This is a genomic window from Streptomyces sp. NPDC047022 (assembly GCF_040644155.1).
In the GTDB taxonomy this organism is placed as follows: Bacteria; Actinomycetota; Actinomycetes; order Streptomycetales; family Streptomycetaceae; genus Streptomyces.
In genome coordinates, this window is sequence record NZ_JBEYVV010000025.1 from 93722 (window position 1) to 108825 (window position 15104).

Below are 15104 nucleotides of genomic sequence, written 5' to 3' on the forward strand. Positions count from 1 at the left end.
GGCGGCGGGCCGAAGGACGCGGTGCACGGTCCGTGGCCACGGGGCTGCCCTCCGTCGGCCATAGGGCTCTCGGCTGTGAAGAGGCATTGACACGACTGGGGACAGCCCCTGTGACAGCCCTGTGACAGTCGGCGGACACGGCCATGAAGTGGCCCCGGCAAGCTTTTCGGCACAAGCAAGGCCGCACGGACACCGGGGACTCCACGACGGGGGGCGCGAGATGAACACGCTGCACAGCACCAGCACGAGCGCGGTTGTCACGCGTCTGCACGACGTGACCCGGAGCAATGAGAAGTCCGGTGTCGGCGGGGGTACTTCCCTGCTCGAGCGCAGTCGAGAGCTCGGGGGAGGGCGGGGATGCGCTCGCGGCGCCGGGCGTCAGCACACCGCGTACATGACGGTGGTTGACGCCTTCACGGGGGGAAGCAGGGCGGAGGAGGCTCACGGGGGAGCCGCGTACGGGGAGGTCTCGAGGGAGCGTCACTCGGCGTCGGAGGCGGAGTTCACCGCCTACGTCGAGGAGCGGCGTGCCTCCCTGTACGCCACCGCCTACCACCTGACCGGCGACCGCTTCGAGGCCGAGGACCTGCTGCAGAGCGCGCTGTTCTCGACCTACCGGGCGTGGGACCGGATCAGCGACAAGGCGGCCGTGGGCGGGTACCTGCGGCGAACGATGACCAACCTGCACATCAGCGCGTGGCGCCGCCGCAAGCTGAACGAGTACCCGACCGAGGAGCTGCCGGAGACCGCCGGTGACACGGACGCGATGCGCGGCACCGAGCTGCGCGCCGTGCTGTGGCAGGCGCTCACCCGGCTGCCCGAACTCCAGCGCACCATGCTGGTCCTTCGGTACTACGAGGGCCGCACGGACCCGGAGATCGCGGAGATCCTCGACATCAGCGTCGGCACGGTCAAGTCCAGCATCTGGCGGTCACTCCGCCGGCTGCGCGACGACGAGGCCCTCAGCTTCGGCCGTGACGAGGAGGAGTCCTTCGGCGAGCTCGTCGCCTGAGGGATCGGGGGGAACACGGGGGAAGCACCACCAGGGGGAACACGGGGGAGTGGTTCCGGGGGGAACCACGGGGGAGCACGAGAGAGCGGGGCTGGAGGATCGGGGGGTCCATCCAGTCCCGCTTTCGCGTGCGGACGCGGCGCTATCCGCCGTACGCCGCCGCGGGAGCCACGTGCGCGAACCAGCCGGCAGCCTCCTGAGGGGTGAGCCGCCGCTCCAGTAGGAGGTTCCCGGGCATTCCGGGGAAGAACCGTCCGGCGGGCCAGCTGCGCGGGTACGGGGGCGGATCCAGGACCAGCAGCCGTACCCCGCCCACCACGGGTATGTCGGAAGGGTCGCCCTCGTTCCAGATCCAGCTGCCGTCCGGAGCCACGAGATTGAAGGTCCCGGTCGTCAGCACCTGCCCCGGGGCATCCCGGCACACGGCGACCTCCTGAGCCGACGGAGCGTGTCCCGGGACGTGTCCGCCGCCGGCCAGCGCGTCCGCGAGCAGCGTGTGCAGCTGGAAGGTGTCGCCGATCCCTGACATGCGCAGCAGGTAACCGGTGCCGCTCTCCCGGTGCAGGGCGACAAGCGGTTCGTCGTCCAGGACGCGCAGCGCGTACGCCAGGCCCTTGAACGCGTCTGAGTCGGACGCCTGGGAGAGGCGGGCGAGCAGGGCCAGCGCCTCCCGCCGGCGCTCGCCGTCCAGCCGCAGACGCGCGGCCTTGTGGTTGAGGTGGGCGAGGGCCGCCATCTGCCACTGCGGCAGACTCCACCAGGCTTCGGCGGGCTGGACACCGGTGATGGCGACGATGTCCGGCGGCGGGAAGCCGCTGTCGTCGGGCTCGGGAATCTTGTCGCCGCCGCCGTCGGCCCAGCGCGCGCAGAACTCCAGGGCGTCCTCAAGCGTGGCCCGCAACCCGTCGAACAGACCGGGCGCGGTGCGCAGTGGGTCGGCACCGCGCTCCACGCACGCGCCGACGATCACCGCGACCACTCCACGCGGCCCGGGCGGCACCTGCTCCAGCACCTCCGCGAGCCGGGGCCCGCCCTCCTGGATCTCCCAGGGCCCGGCCTGCCCGAAGCCCTCCCGCAGCCCCGCGAAAGCGCGCCCTGTTGCCTCCGGATCCCGTGCATGCACCGCATCCACGAACCCCGCAACAGCCCCCGCGAACGCCCCATCCGTCTCATGTGTCACCCGGGCACCCTATATCGACACCAAATCACGAAGTCACCGCCGAGCCAAGGCAGTTACAGCCCACCACACCCCCCGCCAACCCCCGAAAGCAGCACGGCGAACCGCGCAAATCCCCCACGCACCGGCAGTCGAAGACGTGGCGGTGCGATCGCGACAGGGGCGCGGGGAACTGCGCAAAACCCCCACGCACCCGCAGTCGAAGACATGGCGGAGCGATCCCGGCAGGGGCGCGGGGAACTGCGCAAACCCACCCACACACCCGCAGTCGAAGACGCGGCGGTGCGACCCCGACAGGGGCGCGGGGAACCGCGCAAAACCCCCACGCACCCGCAGTCGAAGACATGGCGGAGCGATCCCGGCAGGGGCGCGGGGAACTGCGCAAAACCCCCACGCACCCGCCGTCGACGCCCCACCCCAAGCGGAGCGCTCACGCGCGCAGGGCAACCCCCCGCCGCCCCGCCGCAGCCGCGGTCAAACGGCTGAGTGCCTCGTCCCGGTCGCACCCGTACGCCCCGAGCGCCACCTGCCGAGCCACGATCGACCGCTCCGCCCGCATCAGCCGCCACCCCCGCCGCAGCAGGAACGGCACCGACTTGCGCCCTTCCCTGAGATCACGCACGAACCGGCGCCGGAACGTCTTCAGCGGCCCCCGAGTCAGGCACAGCGCATCGGCCAGGACCCCGAGCTCACGGCACTGTTCCACGATCTCCGCGGCGAAGACGCCCTCCGCGATGAACACGGGCGTACGGTCGATGCACAGCGACTCCTCGCCCGTACGCGCGCTCTTCGCGATGTCGTACACCGGCACCCTCGTGCGGCCCGTGGCGCACAGTTCGGCGATCGCCTTGACCGCGACCTCCGCGTCCCACGACTCGGGGTGGTCCCAGTCGATGTCCGAACTCTCCTCCACCAGCGGCAGCGTCGGGTCGTCGCCCTCCTTGTAGAAGTCGTCGAGCCGCAGCACGGGCAGGCCGGAGAGGGCGGCGACGAGGGACTTGCCGGAGCCGGAGGGGCCGCACAGCAGGACGACGCGGGCGGGGGCCGGGGGATGGAGACTCACGAGACACCAGTTTGACGCATGCAGTGCACCGCGCCGACCCCGCGGGTCAACGTTGGAGCGCACATCACATCTCAACTACCCTTCGTGCCGACATGATTACTTTGAGCAGTGAGAAGGTGGCACCGGCAATGGCACGACACGCCTCACCCAAGAACCCTTCCGCGCGGCGGGCCCTCGCCGTGCTGGCGACCGCGGGTGCCGCACTGGCGGCCGGCGCGGCCACCGCGTCGGCGGACACCGCCCCGGCGCTCGACGCGACGCACGCACGGCCCGCGTCGATGAGCGGCATCGGTCAGCAGTCGGGGCTGTCGCAGCTGACGGGGCCGCTCGGCTACGCCGTCGGCCCGGTGGCCGGGCTGAAGCCCAACCCGCTGGCGGGCACGGGTGTCGACCCGCTCGACAACGGGATCGGCACCCAGCTCGCCGACTTCAAGCCGCTGTCGTCCCGGTCCGTGACCCGGCCGGTCGCCGAGGCGCAGTCGCTCGGCAGTGTGCCCTTGCTCGGGAACCTGCTCGGGGCGGTGCACTGAGCACTCCGTCGGCACCGGGCCGTGGAACGGAGAGCCGCGCTTCCCCCGGACGGTGGGGAAGCGCGGCTCTCCAGACTTCGGGTGCCCCGAACGGCCCGCGTCGGGGTCCCGGCGCCTCAGCGCGTCAGTAGGACGAGCCGGACGCGCCGAGCGAACCCGTCGGGTGCCAGACCGTCTTCGTCTCCAGGAAGGCCGTCAGGCGGTCGATCCCCGGAGTCGCCGCGTAATCCACAGGCTGTGGACGCAGTACGCGCTTGAGGTTGTCCGCGGCCGCGACCTCCAGCTCCTTCGCCAGCTGTACATCGGCACCCGCGAGGTCGATCGCGTTGACGTCCTGGTGCGCGGCGAGGGGTGCCGCGATCTCCGCCGTACGGCCGGAGAGCACGTTGACGACACCGCCGGGCAGGTCCGAGGTGGCGAGTACCTCGCCGAGGGACAGCGCCGGGAGCGGGGACTTCTCGCTGGCGATGACCACCGCCGTGTTGCCGGTCGCGATCACCGGGGCGATCACCGAGACCAGCCCGAGGAACGACGACTCCTGCGGGGCGAGGACCGTCACCACGCCCGTCGGCTCGGGAGAGGAGAGGTTGAAGAAGGGCCCCGCCACCGGGTTGCCGCCGCCGACCACCTGAGCGATCTTGTCGGTCCAGCCCGCGTACCAGACCCAGCGGTCGATCGCCGCGTCCACGACCGCCGCCGCCTTGGACTTCGACAGCCCCTCGGCCTCGGCGACCTCCCGGACGAACTGGTCCTTGCGGCCCTCCAGCATCTCGGCGACGCGGTAGAGGATCTGGCCGCGGTTGTACGCCGTCGCGCCCGACCAGCCACCGAACGCCTTGCGCGCGGCGACGACCGCGTCACGGGCGTCCTTGCGGGAGGACTGGGGAGCGTTGGCCAGCCAGTTGCCCTTGGAGTCCGTCACCTCGTACACCCGGCCGCTCTCGGAACGCGGGAACTTCCCGCCGACGTACAGCTTGTAGGTCTTGAAGACGCTGAGCCGCTCAGTCTTTTCGGTCTTCTCAGACATCGAGGTAAGCCTCCAGGCCGTGGCGACCGCCCTCGCGGCCGAAGCCCGACTCCTTGTACCCGCCGAACGGCGAGGTCGGGTCGAACTTGTTGAACGTGTTGGACCAGACGACACCCGCGCGCAGCTTGTTCGCGACGGCCAGGATCCGGGAACCCTTCTCCGTCCAGATACCGGCGGACAGGCCGTACTGCGTGTTGTTGGCCTTGGCGACGGCCTCGTCCGGGGTGCGGAAGGTCAGGACCGACAGCACCGGGCCGAAGATCTCGTCGCGGGCGATGGTGTGCGCCTGAGTGACGTTCGTGAACAGCGTCGGGGCGAACCAGTAGCCGCTCTCGGGCAGTTCACAGGCCGGGGCCCAGCGCTCGGCGCCCTCGGCCTCGCCCTGCTCGGCGAGCGCGGTGATCCGGGCCAGCTGCTCGGCGGAGTTGATCGCGCCGATGTCGGTGTTCTTGTCGAGCGGGTCACCGAGGCGCAGCGTCGACAGACGGCGCTTGAGGGAGTCCAGCAGCTCGTCCTGGATCGACTCCTGCACCAGCAGACGCGAGCCCGCGCAGCAGACCTGGCCCTGGTTGAAGAAGATGCCGGTCACGATGCCCTCGACCGCCTGGTCGATGGGCGCGTCGTCGAAGACGATGTTCGCGCCCTTTCCGCCCAGTTCGAGCGTGAGCTTCTTGCGGGTCCCCGCGACCGTGCGGGCGATCTCCTTGCCGACGGCCGTGGAGCCGGTGAAGGCGACCTTGTTCACGTCCGGGTGCGCGACGAGCGCGGCGCCCGCGTCACCGTAGCCCGGGAGGATGTTGACGACACCCTTGGGCAGGCCCGCCTGGCGGCAGATGTCCGCGAAGAACAGCGCGGACAGGGGGGTCGTCTCGGCGGGCTTGAGGACGACCGTGTTGCCCGTCGCCAGTGCCGGGGCGATCTTCCACGCCAGCATCAGGAGCGGGAAGTTCCAGGGGATGACCTGGCCCGCCACACCCAGCGGCTTCGGGTTCGTGCCGAAGCCCGCGTGGTCCAGCTTGTCGGCCCATCCGGCGTAGTAGAAGAAGTGCGCGGCGACCAGTGGCAGGTCGGAGTCGCGCGTCTCCTTGATCGGCTTGCCGTTGTCCAGCGTCTCCAGGACCGCCAGCTCGCGGCTGCGCTCCTGGATGATCCGGGCGATACGGAAGAGGTACTTGCCGCGCTCCGAGCCGGGCAGCGCCGACCACTTCTCGAACGCCTTGCGGGCGGCCTTCACCGCACGGTCGACGTCCGCCTCACCGGCCTGGGCGACCTCGGAGAGGACCTCCTCGGTGGACGGGCTGACCGTCTTGAAGACCTTGCCGTCCGCCGCGTCGGTGAACTCGCCGTCGATGAAGAGGCCGTAGGAGGGCGCGATGTCGACGACCGAGCGCGACTCGGGCGCGGGCGCGTATTCGAATACCGATGCCATGTGATCAGTCCACCGTCACGTAGTCGGGGCCGGAGTAGCGGCCGGTGGCCAGCTTCTGACGCTGCATCAGCAGGTCGTTCAGGAGCGAGGAGGCGCCGAAGCGGAACCAGTGGTTGTCCAGCCAGTCCGCGCCCGCGGTCTCGTTGACCAGGACCAGGAACTTGATGGCGTCCTTGGAGGTGCGGATGCCGCCGGCCGGCTTCACACCGATCTGGATGCCGGTCTGCGCGCGGAAGTCGCGGACGGCCTCCAGCATGAGCAGGGTGTTCGAGGGGGTCGCGTTGACGGCGACCTTGCCCGTCGAGGTCTTGATGAAGTCGGCCCCGCCCAGCATGCCGAGCCAGCTGGCCCGCCGGATGTTGTCGTACGTCGACAGCTCACCGGTCTCGAAGATGACCTTCAGCCGGGCGGAGGTCCCACAGGCCTCCTTCACGGCGACGATCTCGTCGTACACCTTCATGTAGTGGCCCGCGAGGAACGCTCCGCGGTCGATGACCATGTCGATCTCGTCCGCGCCGGCGGCCACGGCGTCGCGGACGTCGGCCAGCTTCACGTCGAGCGCGACACGGCCCGCCGGGAAGGCGGTGGCCACCGACGCGACCTTCACGCCGGAGCCCGCGACGGCCTCCTTCGCGACGGCCACCATGTCGGGGTAGACGCAGACGGCCGCGGTCGTGGGCGTCGTACGGTCCGTCGGGTCGGGGTGGACCGCCTTGGCGCCGAGCGCCCGGACCTTGCCCGGGGTGTCCGCGCCTTCCAGCGTCGTCAGGTCGACCATCGAGATGGCGAGGTCGATGGCGTACGCCTTCGAGGTGGTCTTGATGGATCGGGTGCCGAGGGAGGCGGCGCGCGCCTCCAGGCCGACCGCGTCGACACCGGGCAGCCCGTGCAGGAAGCGGCGCAGCGCGCTGTCGGACGCGGTGACATCCGTAAGAGCGGTGGAGGAGATGGGCATGGTCACCAGCCGAGCATATCTACGCGCGTAGCATCTGTACAGTCCCTGTGGATTACGGATGCGCTGCGGACACGTTCCGGACACGGGCGGACACCACGTCCGCTACAGCACGGGACCGACTACGAGGTCTCCCGCACGGGTCGTGCAGAATCGGAACCATGACGACCCCCGATCACCAGCCGTCCGCGCCGGGCCCCTCGGAACCCGAGCACCGCGACCGCGTCTACCGGTCCCAGTCCGGCATCGCGGGCGGCGTGCTGATGCTCGCCATCGTGCTCTGGCTCGGCATCGACGCCATCGTGGCCGGGCACGGCCGCACGCCCTGGCTGGCGCTCGCCCTGCTGATCCTGGTGATCCCCGCGGTCACGGCGTTCACCCTGCGCCCGGCCGTGTACGCGAACGACGAGCGGCTGCGCATCCGCAACCCGTTCCGCGTGATCGTGCTCCCCTGGGACTCGGTCGCGGCGCTCCGCTCCGGCTACTCGAACGAGGCGGTCAGCGCCGCGGGCACCAAGTACCAGATGTGGGCGCTTCCCGTCTCGCTGCGCGCCCGCAAGAGGGCGAACACCAGGGTCGCGCGGCGCGCCGCCGGGCAGGCCGCGGACATCGACAGCGGCCTGACCTCCCGGCGCTCGATGCTGGGCGGCGCACGGCACGACACGGACGGCCCGCTGCGTTCCCCGGGTGACCAGATCATGCACGACCTGCGCGAACTGGCCGAGAGCCATGAGCACTCCGAGCACACTCAGGGCGAGCCGACCGTCCGCTGGGCGTACGAGGTGATCGGCCCGGTCGTGGCCGGTGCGGTGCTGCTGGCGATCCTGCTGGCCACGGGCTGAGCAGCCGGTAATGACGGCGAAGGGGCGCTTCCCGCGGGAGCGCCCCCTTCCGTCTTCCGTCCTCGGCCCGCGGTCTTCGACCGGCCTTGGGGCGAGGCTCAGATACCGGCGGCTGCCGCCAGGTCCCGCTTGATCCCCGCGAGCAGCTCCGCCGCCGTCGCCCGCGCCGCCCGGAGACCGGTGTGCCCGGCGACGGGAACCACGACCTCCAGGTAGCACTTCAGCTTCGGCTCCGTGCCGCTGGGCCGGACGATCACACGGGCGCCGTCGAGCGTGTAGCGCAGCCCGTCGGTCGGCGGGAGCTTGTCCGTGCCCTTGGTGAGGTCCTCGGACCGCACGATGGACAAACCCGCGAGCTGGGTCGGAGGCTGCTCGCGCAGGCGCCCCATCGCGTTCGCGATCACGGACAGGTCCTCGACCCGGACCGAGAGCTGGTCCGTCGCGTGCAGTCCGTGTTCGACGGCGAGGTCGTCGAGGAGGTCGAGGAGGGTACGGCCCTCCTCCTTCAGCGCGGAAGCGAGCTCGGTGATGAGCAGGGCGGCCGTGATGCCGTCCTTGTCGCGCACGCCTTCCGGGTCGACGCAGTAGCCGAGCGCCTCCTCGTACCCGTAGCGCAGGCCCTCCACCCGGGCGATCCACTTGAAGCCGGTGAGGGTCTCCTCGTAGGGCAGGCCCGCCTTCTCGGCGATACGGCCGAGGAGGGAGGAGGAGACGATCGACTCGGCGAAGGTGCCGGTGACCCCGCGGCGGACCAGATGCGTGGCCAGCAGGGCGCCCACCTCGTCTCCGCGCAGCATGCGCCAGTCGGCGCCGTCCCTGACGGCCACGCCGCAGCGGTCGGCGTCGGGGTCGTTGGCGATCACGAGGTCGGGGTCCGTCCGGCGGGCCTCGGCGAAGGCGAGGTCCATCGCGCCGGGCTCCTCCGGGTTGGGGAACGCGACGGTCGGGAAGTCGGGGTCGGGTTCGGCCTGCTCGGCGACGAGGACCGGGGCCGGGAAGCCCGCCCGGGCGAACGAGGCGAGGAGGACGTCCTTGCCCACGCCGTGCATCGCCGTGTAGACGGCGCGCGCGGTGCGCGGCGAGCCCTGGGCGAGGACGGCGTCCGTGCGGGCGAGGTAGGCGTCGAGGACGCTGTCGTCGAGCGTGTCCCAGCCGCTGTCCGGACGGGGCACCGAGTCGAGACCGGCGATGGCGTCGATCTCCGCGGCGATCCCCGCGTCGGCCGGGGGCACGATCTGGGAGCCGTCGCCGAGGTAGACCTTGTAGCCGTTGTCGCGGGGCGGGTTGTGGCTGGCGGTGACCTCCACACCGGCGACCGCGCCGAGGTGCCGGATGGCGAAGGCGAGCACCGGGGTGGGCAGGGGGCGCGGGAGGACGGCCGCACGCAGGCCCGCGCCCGTCATGACCGCCGCGGTGTCCCTGGCGAAGTCGGCGGACTTGTGGCGGGCGTCGTAGCCGATGACCACGAGGCCGTCGCCCTGGCCCTGCGACCTGAGGTACGCGGCGAGACCGGCGGCGGCGCGGATGACCACGGCGCGGTTCATGCGCATGGGACCGGCGCCGAGTTCGCCGCGCAGGCCCGCGGTACCGAACTGGAGGGTGCCGCTGAAGCGTGCGGCGAGCTCGGCGTGGTCCTTGGCGTCGATGAGCTTGGCGAGTTCCTCACGGGTTTCCGCGTCGGGGTCCTCGGCCAGCCACGCCTCGGCCCGTGCGATGAGTTCGTCGTGCACGTCGGGTCAACCTCTCGTTGTGTGTCTCTGCGGCGCCGCGCGCGCCGCGTTCGGCCGCGGAGGCGCCCGCTCCTTGGCCGGTCGGGTGCCGGGCAGTCGGGCGCCGGGCGTTCCAGTGTCGGGCTGCCCGGGGTCGTGCGGCCAGGTACCGGCCGGTGCGGAGGCGGCCGGTCCGGCCGGTGACCGTCCGCCGCCGAGCGGGTCGGTGTCCGTCTACCCGGTGCAGGCCGGTCGGGTGCCGGGCGGGACGGTGTCGCCGTCCGGTGCCGGCCGGTCCGCTGCCGGGCCGTCCGATGGTGTCCGGGCCGTATCGGCCGGCCTGGAGCCGGACGGGCGCTGCGCCGACGGGCGGCCGGTCCCGCACCGCACGACTGCGTCGGGGCCCGGTGCGGTCCGGACCGGCCGGCTCCTGCGCCCTGAGCCCTGGCGCGGCGCCGCCGGTCCGGCGGGGGTTCGGGGCGCGGCCTTCAGGCCGCCCACCCGGTGGGCCGTTCCCTACAGCCGGTTGAGCACCTGGGCCAGCAGCCCGCCCATGCGCGTGGCGCTGTCGCGGCCCGCCTGGAGGACCTCCTCGTGGTTCAGCGGCTCGCCCGTCATACCGGCGGCCAGGTTCGTCACCAGGGAGATGCCCAGGACCTCGGCCCCCGCCTCGCGGGCGGCGATCGCCTCGAGAACCGTGGACATGCCCACCAGGTCCGCACCGATGGTGCGGGCCATGCGGATCTCCGCCGGGGTCTCGTAGTGAGGGCCGGTGAACTGCGCGTAGACGCCCTCTTCGAGGGAGGGGTCGATCTCCTTGCACAGGGTGCGCAGCCGGGGGGAGTACAGGTCGGTCAGGTCGACGAAGTTGGCGCCGACGATCGGGGAGGTCGCGGTCAGGTTGATGTGGTCGCTGATCAGGACCGGCTGTCCGGGACGCATCGTCTCCCGCAGGCCACCGCAGCCGTTGGTGAGCACGATGGTCTTGGCGCCGGCGGCGACGGCGGTGCGGACGCCGTGCGCGACGGCGGCGACCCCGCGGCCCTCGTAGTAGTGCGTGCGGCCCAGGAAGACCAGGGCACGCTTTTCACCGACCTGGTACGAGCGGATCTTGCCGCCGTGGCCCTCGACGGCCGGCGGCGGGAAGCCGGGCAGTTCGGTGACGGGGAACTCGGCGTCCGCCTCGCCGAGGGCGTCAACGGCGGGTCCCCAGCCGGAGCCCATCACGAGGGCGACGTCGTGGGTCTCGGCGCCCGTCAGCTCACGCAGCCGCGCGGCGGCGGCGTCGGCGGCGGCGTAGGGGTCGCCCTGGATGTCGTCCGGAAGAAGAGATGCGTTCACGCGGATGAGCGTAACCGGTCCGGGCCTACGCGCGTAGATGATGGAGGTCACGGGAATGCGATCGTTGTCTTGTCGTTTCCGGCGAAGGGGCGTCACCGAGGGGCGGCCGGGCGCCCCGGACGAGGCGGCCGGGGTGACAGGGGTGCGCTGGTCAGGCGCTGGAACGAGCCGGTCAGGCGTCCGGGATCAGGACGTCCTTGTCGTTGAAGACCTCGACGATGAAGACCAGCAGACGGCCACGGCTGACCGTGTATTCGACCAGAATGTTCTGGGTGAGCCGGATCGTGCGGTCGTCACCGGTCGAGCTTATGGGCCGGGACACGTCGAGGAAGGGATCGCGGGCCAGCATGGCGATGCCCTTGTCGAACGCGTTGCGCTGCTGGTCGTCCAGCCGGTCGCGCGCGGTCGCCGCCTGCTCGGTGTAGAAGACCTGGTACGTGCGCGTGCCGGTCATGATGTGCTTCTCCCGATCTCCCGTCCCCGCCTCGTTGCTGCACCGGGTTCCTGTCGAGTCTAGGTCCGGCCTCTGTCAGCAGGGCCTCTTGCGCAGTTCCATCACGTAATCGTGTGGGGCCCCGGCCGACTCCGCGGCGTCGGCGATCTCGCCGAGGTAGCGGGCGGACGGGAGCCCGCCCTCGTAGCCGTTCAGAACATACGTCCAGGCGGGTTCCTCACCGTCCAGAGTGTGTACGCGGACCCGCGTCCGGCGGTAGACCTCGAGGCCCACGCTCTCCCAGCGGTCCATGGGCTCCTCGTCCATGTCCGCGATGTCGTACAGCGCGACGAACACCTGCGAGAACGGGTCCTCGACGATCGTCGCCAGGGCGCCCTCCCAGCCCATGTGCTCGCCGCCGAAGGTCAGCCGCCAGCCATTGAGCCAGCCGGTGGCGCGCATCGGGGAGTGGGGTGCGCGGCGCGTCATCAGCCGCGCGTCGAGATTGCCGGCGTACGCGGCGTAGAGCGACATGGGGTCGAGGGTACGGCAGTACCGGGGCCGTCTCACCGGCAACCGGAACCGTCCCCGCCCGGTAACCGGAACCGCCCGCGATCGACCCCCGGACCGCCTTCGCCCTGCCCCCGCAGGAGAACCACCCCGGGGCGTGCGGGACAATGGAGTACGTGACTCGGATCGTGATCATCGGTGGCGGACCCGGCGGATATGAAGCGGCGCTGGTCGCCGCGCAGCTCGGCGCGGAGGTGACCGTCGTCGACTGCGACGGTCTGGGCGGGGCGTCGGTGCTCACCGACTGCGTGCCGTCGAAGACGCTCATCGCGACGGCCGAGGTGATGACCACCTTCGACTCGTCGTACGAGGAACTGGGCATCATCGTCGCCGACGACACCCCGCCGCTGGAGCAGGCCGCCCGGGTCGTCGGGGTCGATCTCGGGAAGGTCAACCGACGGGTGAAGCGGCTCGCGCTCGCCCAGTCCCACGACATCACCGCCTCCGTCACGAGGGCCGGTGCCCGGGTCATGCGCGGGCGTGGCCGACTGGAGGGCATGCAGGCCCTGGACGGATCGCGCAAGGTCGTCGTGCGCGCCGCGGACGGCAGCGAGGAGACCCTGACCGCCGACGCCGTGCTCATCGCCACCGGCGGTCACCCGCGCGAGCTGCCCGACGCCCAGCCCGACGGCGAGCGCATCCTCAACTGGACCCAGGTCTACGACCTCGACGAGCTTCCCGAGGAACTGATCGTGGTCGGCTCCGGTGTCACCGGCGCCGAGTTCGCCGGTGCCTACCAGGCCCTCGGTTCCAAGGTCACCCTCGTCTCCTCCCGAGACCGCGTGCTGCCCGGCGAGGACCCGGACGCCGCCGCCGTACTGGAGGACGTCTTCCGGCGCCGGGGCATGAACGTGATGGCACGCTCCCGCGCGCAGTCCGTCAAACGCGTCGGGGACCGGGTCGAGGTCGCCCTGGCCGACGGCCGCGTGATCACCGGGTCGCACTGCCTCATGGCCGTCGGCGCCATCCCCAACTCCAGCGGGATGGGGCTGGAGGAGGCCGGGGTCAAGCTTCGCGAGTCCGGGCACATCTGGACCGACAAGGTCTCGCGGACGACGGCGCCCGGGGTGTACGCCGCCGGTGACGTGACGGGTGTCTTCGCGCTCGCGTCCGTCGCCGCCATGCAGGGCCGCATCGCGGTCTACCACTTCCTGGGCGACGCGGTCACCCCGCTCAACCTGAAGACCGTCTCCTCGAACGTCTTCACCGACCCCGAGATCGCCACGGTCGGCTACACCCAGGCGGACGTCGACGCCGGCAAGATCGACGCGCGGGTCGTCAAGCTGCCGCTGCTGCGTAACCCCCGTGCCAAGATGCAGGGCATCCGGGACGGCTTCGTCAAGATCTTCTGCCGTCCGGGCACCGGGATCGTCGTCGGCGGAGTGGTCGTCTCGCCGCGCGCTTCCGAACTGATCCATCCCATCTCGATCGCGGTCGACAACAATCTGACGGTCGAGCAGATCGCCAACGCGTTCACCGTGTACCCCTCGCTGTCCGGCTCGATCGCCGAGGTGGCACGGCAGTTGCACACGCGGAAGGCCGGAGCCGAGGCCTGAGCCGCCGCCTGGCCGACAGGGCCGGTCAGGCCCGGTGACCTGCGAGGAGCCGGTCACCGGGGCCGGTCGCCGGGGTCGCCGCGCGGCCGGTCACGGGGAGTCGCCGGCGGTGTCACCGGCATGGACACGGGGCGTAAGCGCATATACCACTGTCAGACCTGCTGTGCGAACAACTTCTGCTATTCGGCGCAAACTGCTGAAAGCAGACGGTCGTTGGGGTTACTGTCAGTTTCGTGTTCGCTGCAGAACGTCGCCAATTGATCCTCGAAATGGTGCGAGCGAATGGAGCCGTGTCGCTCCGTGAGCTCGCCCGCGTCGTCCAGACCTCCGAAGTGACCGTACGGCGGGACGTGCGCGCACTGGAGGCAGAAGGACTCCTCGACCGCCGGCACGGCGGTGCGGTATTGCCGGGCGGGTTCACGCGGGAGTCCGGCTTTCCGCAAAAGTCACATCTCGCGACCGCCGAGAAGACGGCCATCGCCGATCTCGCCGCCGGGCTCGTCGAAGAGGGCGAAGCCATCGTGGTCGGGGCGGGGACCACCACTCAGGAACTGGCCCGCCGGCTCGCCCGGGTGCCCGGGCTGACCGTCGTCACCAACTCCCTGCTGGTGGCCCAGGCGTTGGCCCACGCCAACCGCGTGGAGGTCGTGATGACCGGCGGCACGCTGCGCGGTTCCAACTACGCCCTCGTCGGCAGCGGGGCCGAACAGTCGCTCCAGGGGCTCAGAGTCTCCAAGGCGTTCCTGTCCGGGAGCGGGCTCACCGCGGAGCGCGGCCTGTCCACGTCCAACATGCTGTCGGCGTCCGTCGACCGCGCGCTGGTGCAGGCCGCCGCGGAGGTCGTCGTCCTCGCCGACCACACCAAGCTGGGCACGGACACGATGTTCCAGACCGTGCCGACGGATGTGATCACCCGGCTGGTGACGGATGAGCCGCCCCCGCATGACGACCGCGCGGCCACCGAGTTGCAGGCCCTGGCCGACCAGGGCGTGCAGATCGCCGTCGCCGGAGCCTCGGGCGGCGGATCGGCGGGAGGCGACGGGGTCCCGGCGGGACGCCAGCCGCGCAGGGACGTTCCCCTTCCCGGTCCGCGCCGCGGCCAGGTCCCCGGCGGCGGCCCGCAGTTGCGCACCGCCACGGTCCTGGGGGAGCCGCCCACCGGAGAACGCGCACGCGTCGCGGATCTGCGTCGCCGTTAGCGACCGGCGGGGCTCGCTTCCGAGGCCCGCCGCCGACGGCAGGTGCCCGCCCGGCTCCACCGGACACCGGGCATCGGACCGGCACGACGAGGAGGCGCCCCGCCGACCGTCGGTTCCGGTGAGCGAGGCGCCTCGACGCGTACGTACTGCGTGTACGTCAGCGCGTGATTCAGTCCTTGATGTCGCAGATGGTGGCGCCGGAGGTGAGGGAGGCGCCGACTTCGGCGGTGAGGCCCTTGATGGTGCCTGCCTTGTGGGCGTTGA

The 15104-nt window shown here is 71.3% G+C and carries 14 protein-coding genes; 5 read left to right on the forward strand and 9 right to left on the reverse strand.

The genetic code is table 11. From position 1 onward, the window contains the following. Positions 1-220: 220 nt before the first annotated feature. On the forward strand, positions 221-1012 hold the full coding sequence (locus tag ABZ845_RS23460) for a SigE family RNA polymerase sigma factor (RefSeq protein WP_360982732.1): 792 nt from the start codon (positions 221-223) through the stop codon (positions 1010-1012). Between the two features lie 142 nt (positions 1013-1154). Here ABZ845_RS23460 and ABZ845_RS23465 read toward each other — a convergent pair whose 3' ends face one another. Together ABZ845_RS23465 and ABZ845_RS23470 are read right to left on the reverse strand one after the other, a co-directional pair. Further along, positions 1155-2192, reverse strand: coding sequence for a hypothetical protein (locus ABZ845_RS23465; protein WP_360982734.1), 1038 nt, complete (start codon positions 2190-2192; stop codon positions 1155-1157). 427 nt (positions 2193-2619) lie between these two features. Beyond that, positions 2620-3252: a uridine kinase gene (locus tag ABZ845_RS23470; RefSeq protein ID WP_360982736.1), complete on the reverse strand. Its 633-nt coding sequence runs from the start codon at positions 3250-3252 to the stop codon at positions 2620-2622. Positions 3253-3380: 128 nt separating this feature from the next. Here ABZ845_RS23470 and ABZ845_RS23475 point away from each other — a divergent pair, with 128 nt between their 5' ends. Then, the gene (locus tag ABZ845_RS23475) at positions 3381-3782 is read left to right on the forward strand and encodes a hypothetical protein (RefSeq protein WP_360982738.1); all 402 of its coding nucleotides are present in this window, start codon (positions 3381-3383) and stop codon (positions 3780-3782) included. A gap of 124 nt (positions 3783-3906) precedes the next feature. On the opposite strand, the gene ABZ845_RS23480 is transcribed toward ABZ845_RS23475, so the two are convergent. Genes ABZ845_RS23480 through deoC form a run of 3 tightly spaced genes read right to left on the reverse strand, consistent with a single transcriptional unit; the run spans position 3907 to position 7193 of the window. After that, positions 3907-4809 carry an aldehyde dehydrogenase family protein gene (locus tag ABZ845_RS23480; RefSeq protein ID WP_360982740.1) on the reverse strand — a complete coding sequence of 301 codons (903 nt, stop codon included), beginning with the start codon at positions 4807-4809 and terminating at the stop codon, positions 3907-3909. Further along, positions 4802-6238, reverse strand: coding sequence for an aldehyde dehydrogenase family protein (locus ABZ845_RS23485; protein WP_360982742.1), 1437 nt, complete (start codon positions 6236-6238; stop codon positions 4802-4804). Before ABZ845_RS23485 ends, ABZ845_RS23480 begins: the two co-directional genes overlap by 8 nt. Before the next feature lie 4 nt (positions 6239-6242). Then, a complete protein-coding gene (deoC, locus tag ABZ845_RS23490; protein WP_360982770.1) occupies positions 6243-7193 on the reverse strand; it encodes a deoxyribose-phosphate aldolase in 951 nt (316 codons plus the stop codon). A 158-nt stretch (positions 7194-7351) separates the two neighbouring features. On the opposite strand from deoC, the gene ABZ845_RS23495 reads away from it, so the two are divergent. Then, on the forward strand, positions 7352-8032 hold the full coding sequence (locus tag ABZ845_RS23495; protein ID WP_360982744.1) for a PH domain-containing protein: 681 nt from the start codon (positions 7352-7354) through the stop codon (positions 8030-8032). 98 nt (positions 8033-8130) lie between these two features. On the opposite strand, the gene ABZ845_RS23500 is transcribed toward ABZ845_RS23495, so the two are convergent. From ABZ845_RS23500 to ABZ845_RS23515, 4 genes are all read right to left on the reverse strand, one after another. Further along, positions 8131-9762: a phospho-sugar mutase gene (locus ABZ845_RS23500; protein ID WP_360982746.1), complete on the reverse strand. Its 1632-nt coding sequence runs from the start codon at positions 9760-9762 to the stop codon at positions 8131-8133. A gap of 495 nt (positions 9763-10257) precedes the next feature. Next, entirely contained in the window at positions 10258-11082 is an 825-nt protein-coding gene (locus tag ABZ845_RS23505) for a purine-nucleoside phosphorylase (protein WP_360982748.1), read from the reverse strand. 172 nt (positions 11083-11254) lie between these two features. Further along, positions 11255-11536 (reverse strand): hypothetical protein, encoded by a 282-nt coding sequence (locus ABZ845_RS23510; RefSeq protein WP_360982750.1) that lies wholly within the window; start codon positions 11534-11536, stop codon positions 11255-11257. Positions 11537-11611: 75 nt separating this feature from the next. Further along, positions 11612-12049 carry a gamma-glutamylcyclotransferase gene (locus tag ABZ845_RS23515; protein ID WP_360982751.1) on the reverse strand — a complete coding sequence of 146 codons (438 nt, stop codon included), beginning with the start codon at positions 12047-12049 and terminating at the stop codon, positions 11612-11614. Positions 12050-12192: 143 nt separating this feature from the next. On the opposite strand from ABZ845_RS23515, the gene ABZ845_RS23520 reads away from it, so the two are divergent. Then, positions 12193-13641, forward strand: a complete 1449-nt coding sequence (locus ABZ845_RS23520) for an NAD(P)H-quinone dehydrogenase (protein ID WP_360982753.1) — start codon at positions 12193-12195, stop codon at positions 13639-13641. A gap of 233 nt (positions 13642-13874) precedes the next feature. Continuing rightward, on the forward strand, positions 13875-14840 hold the full coding sequence (locus ABZ845_RS23525; protein WP_360982755.1) for a DeoR/GlpR family DNA-binding transcription regulator: 966 nt from the start codon (positions 13875-13877) through the stop codon (positions 14838-14840). Positions 14841-15104 lie beyond the last annotated feature (264 nt).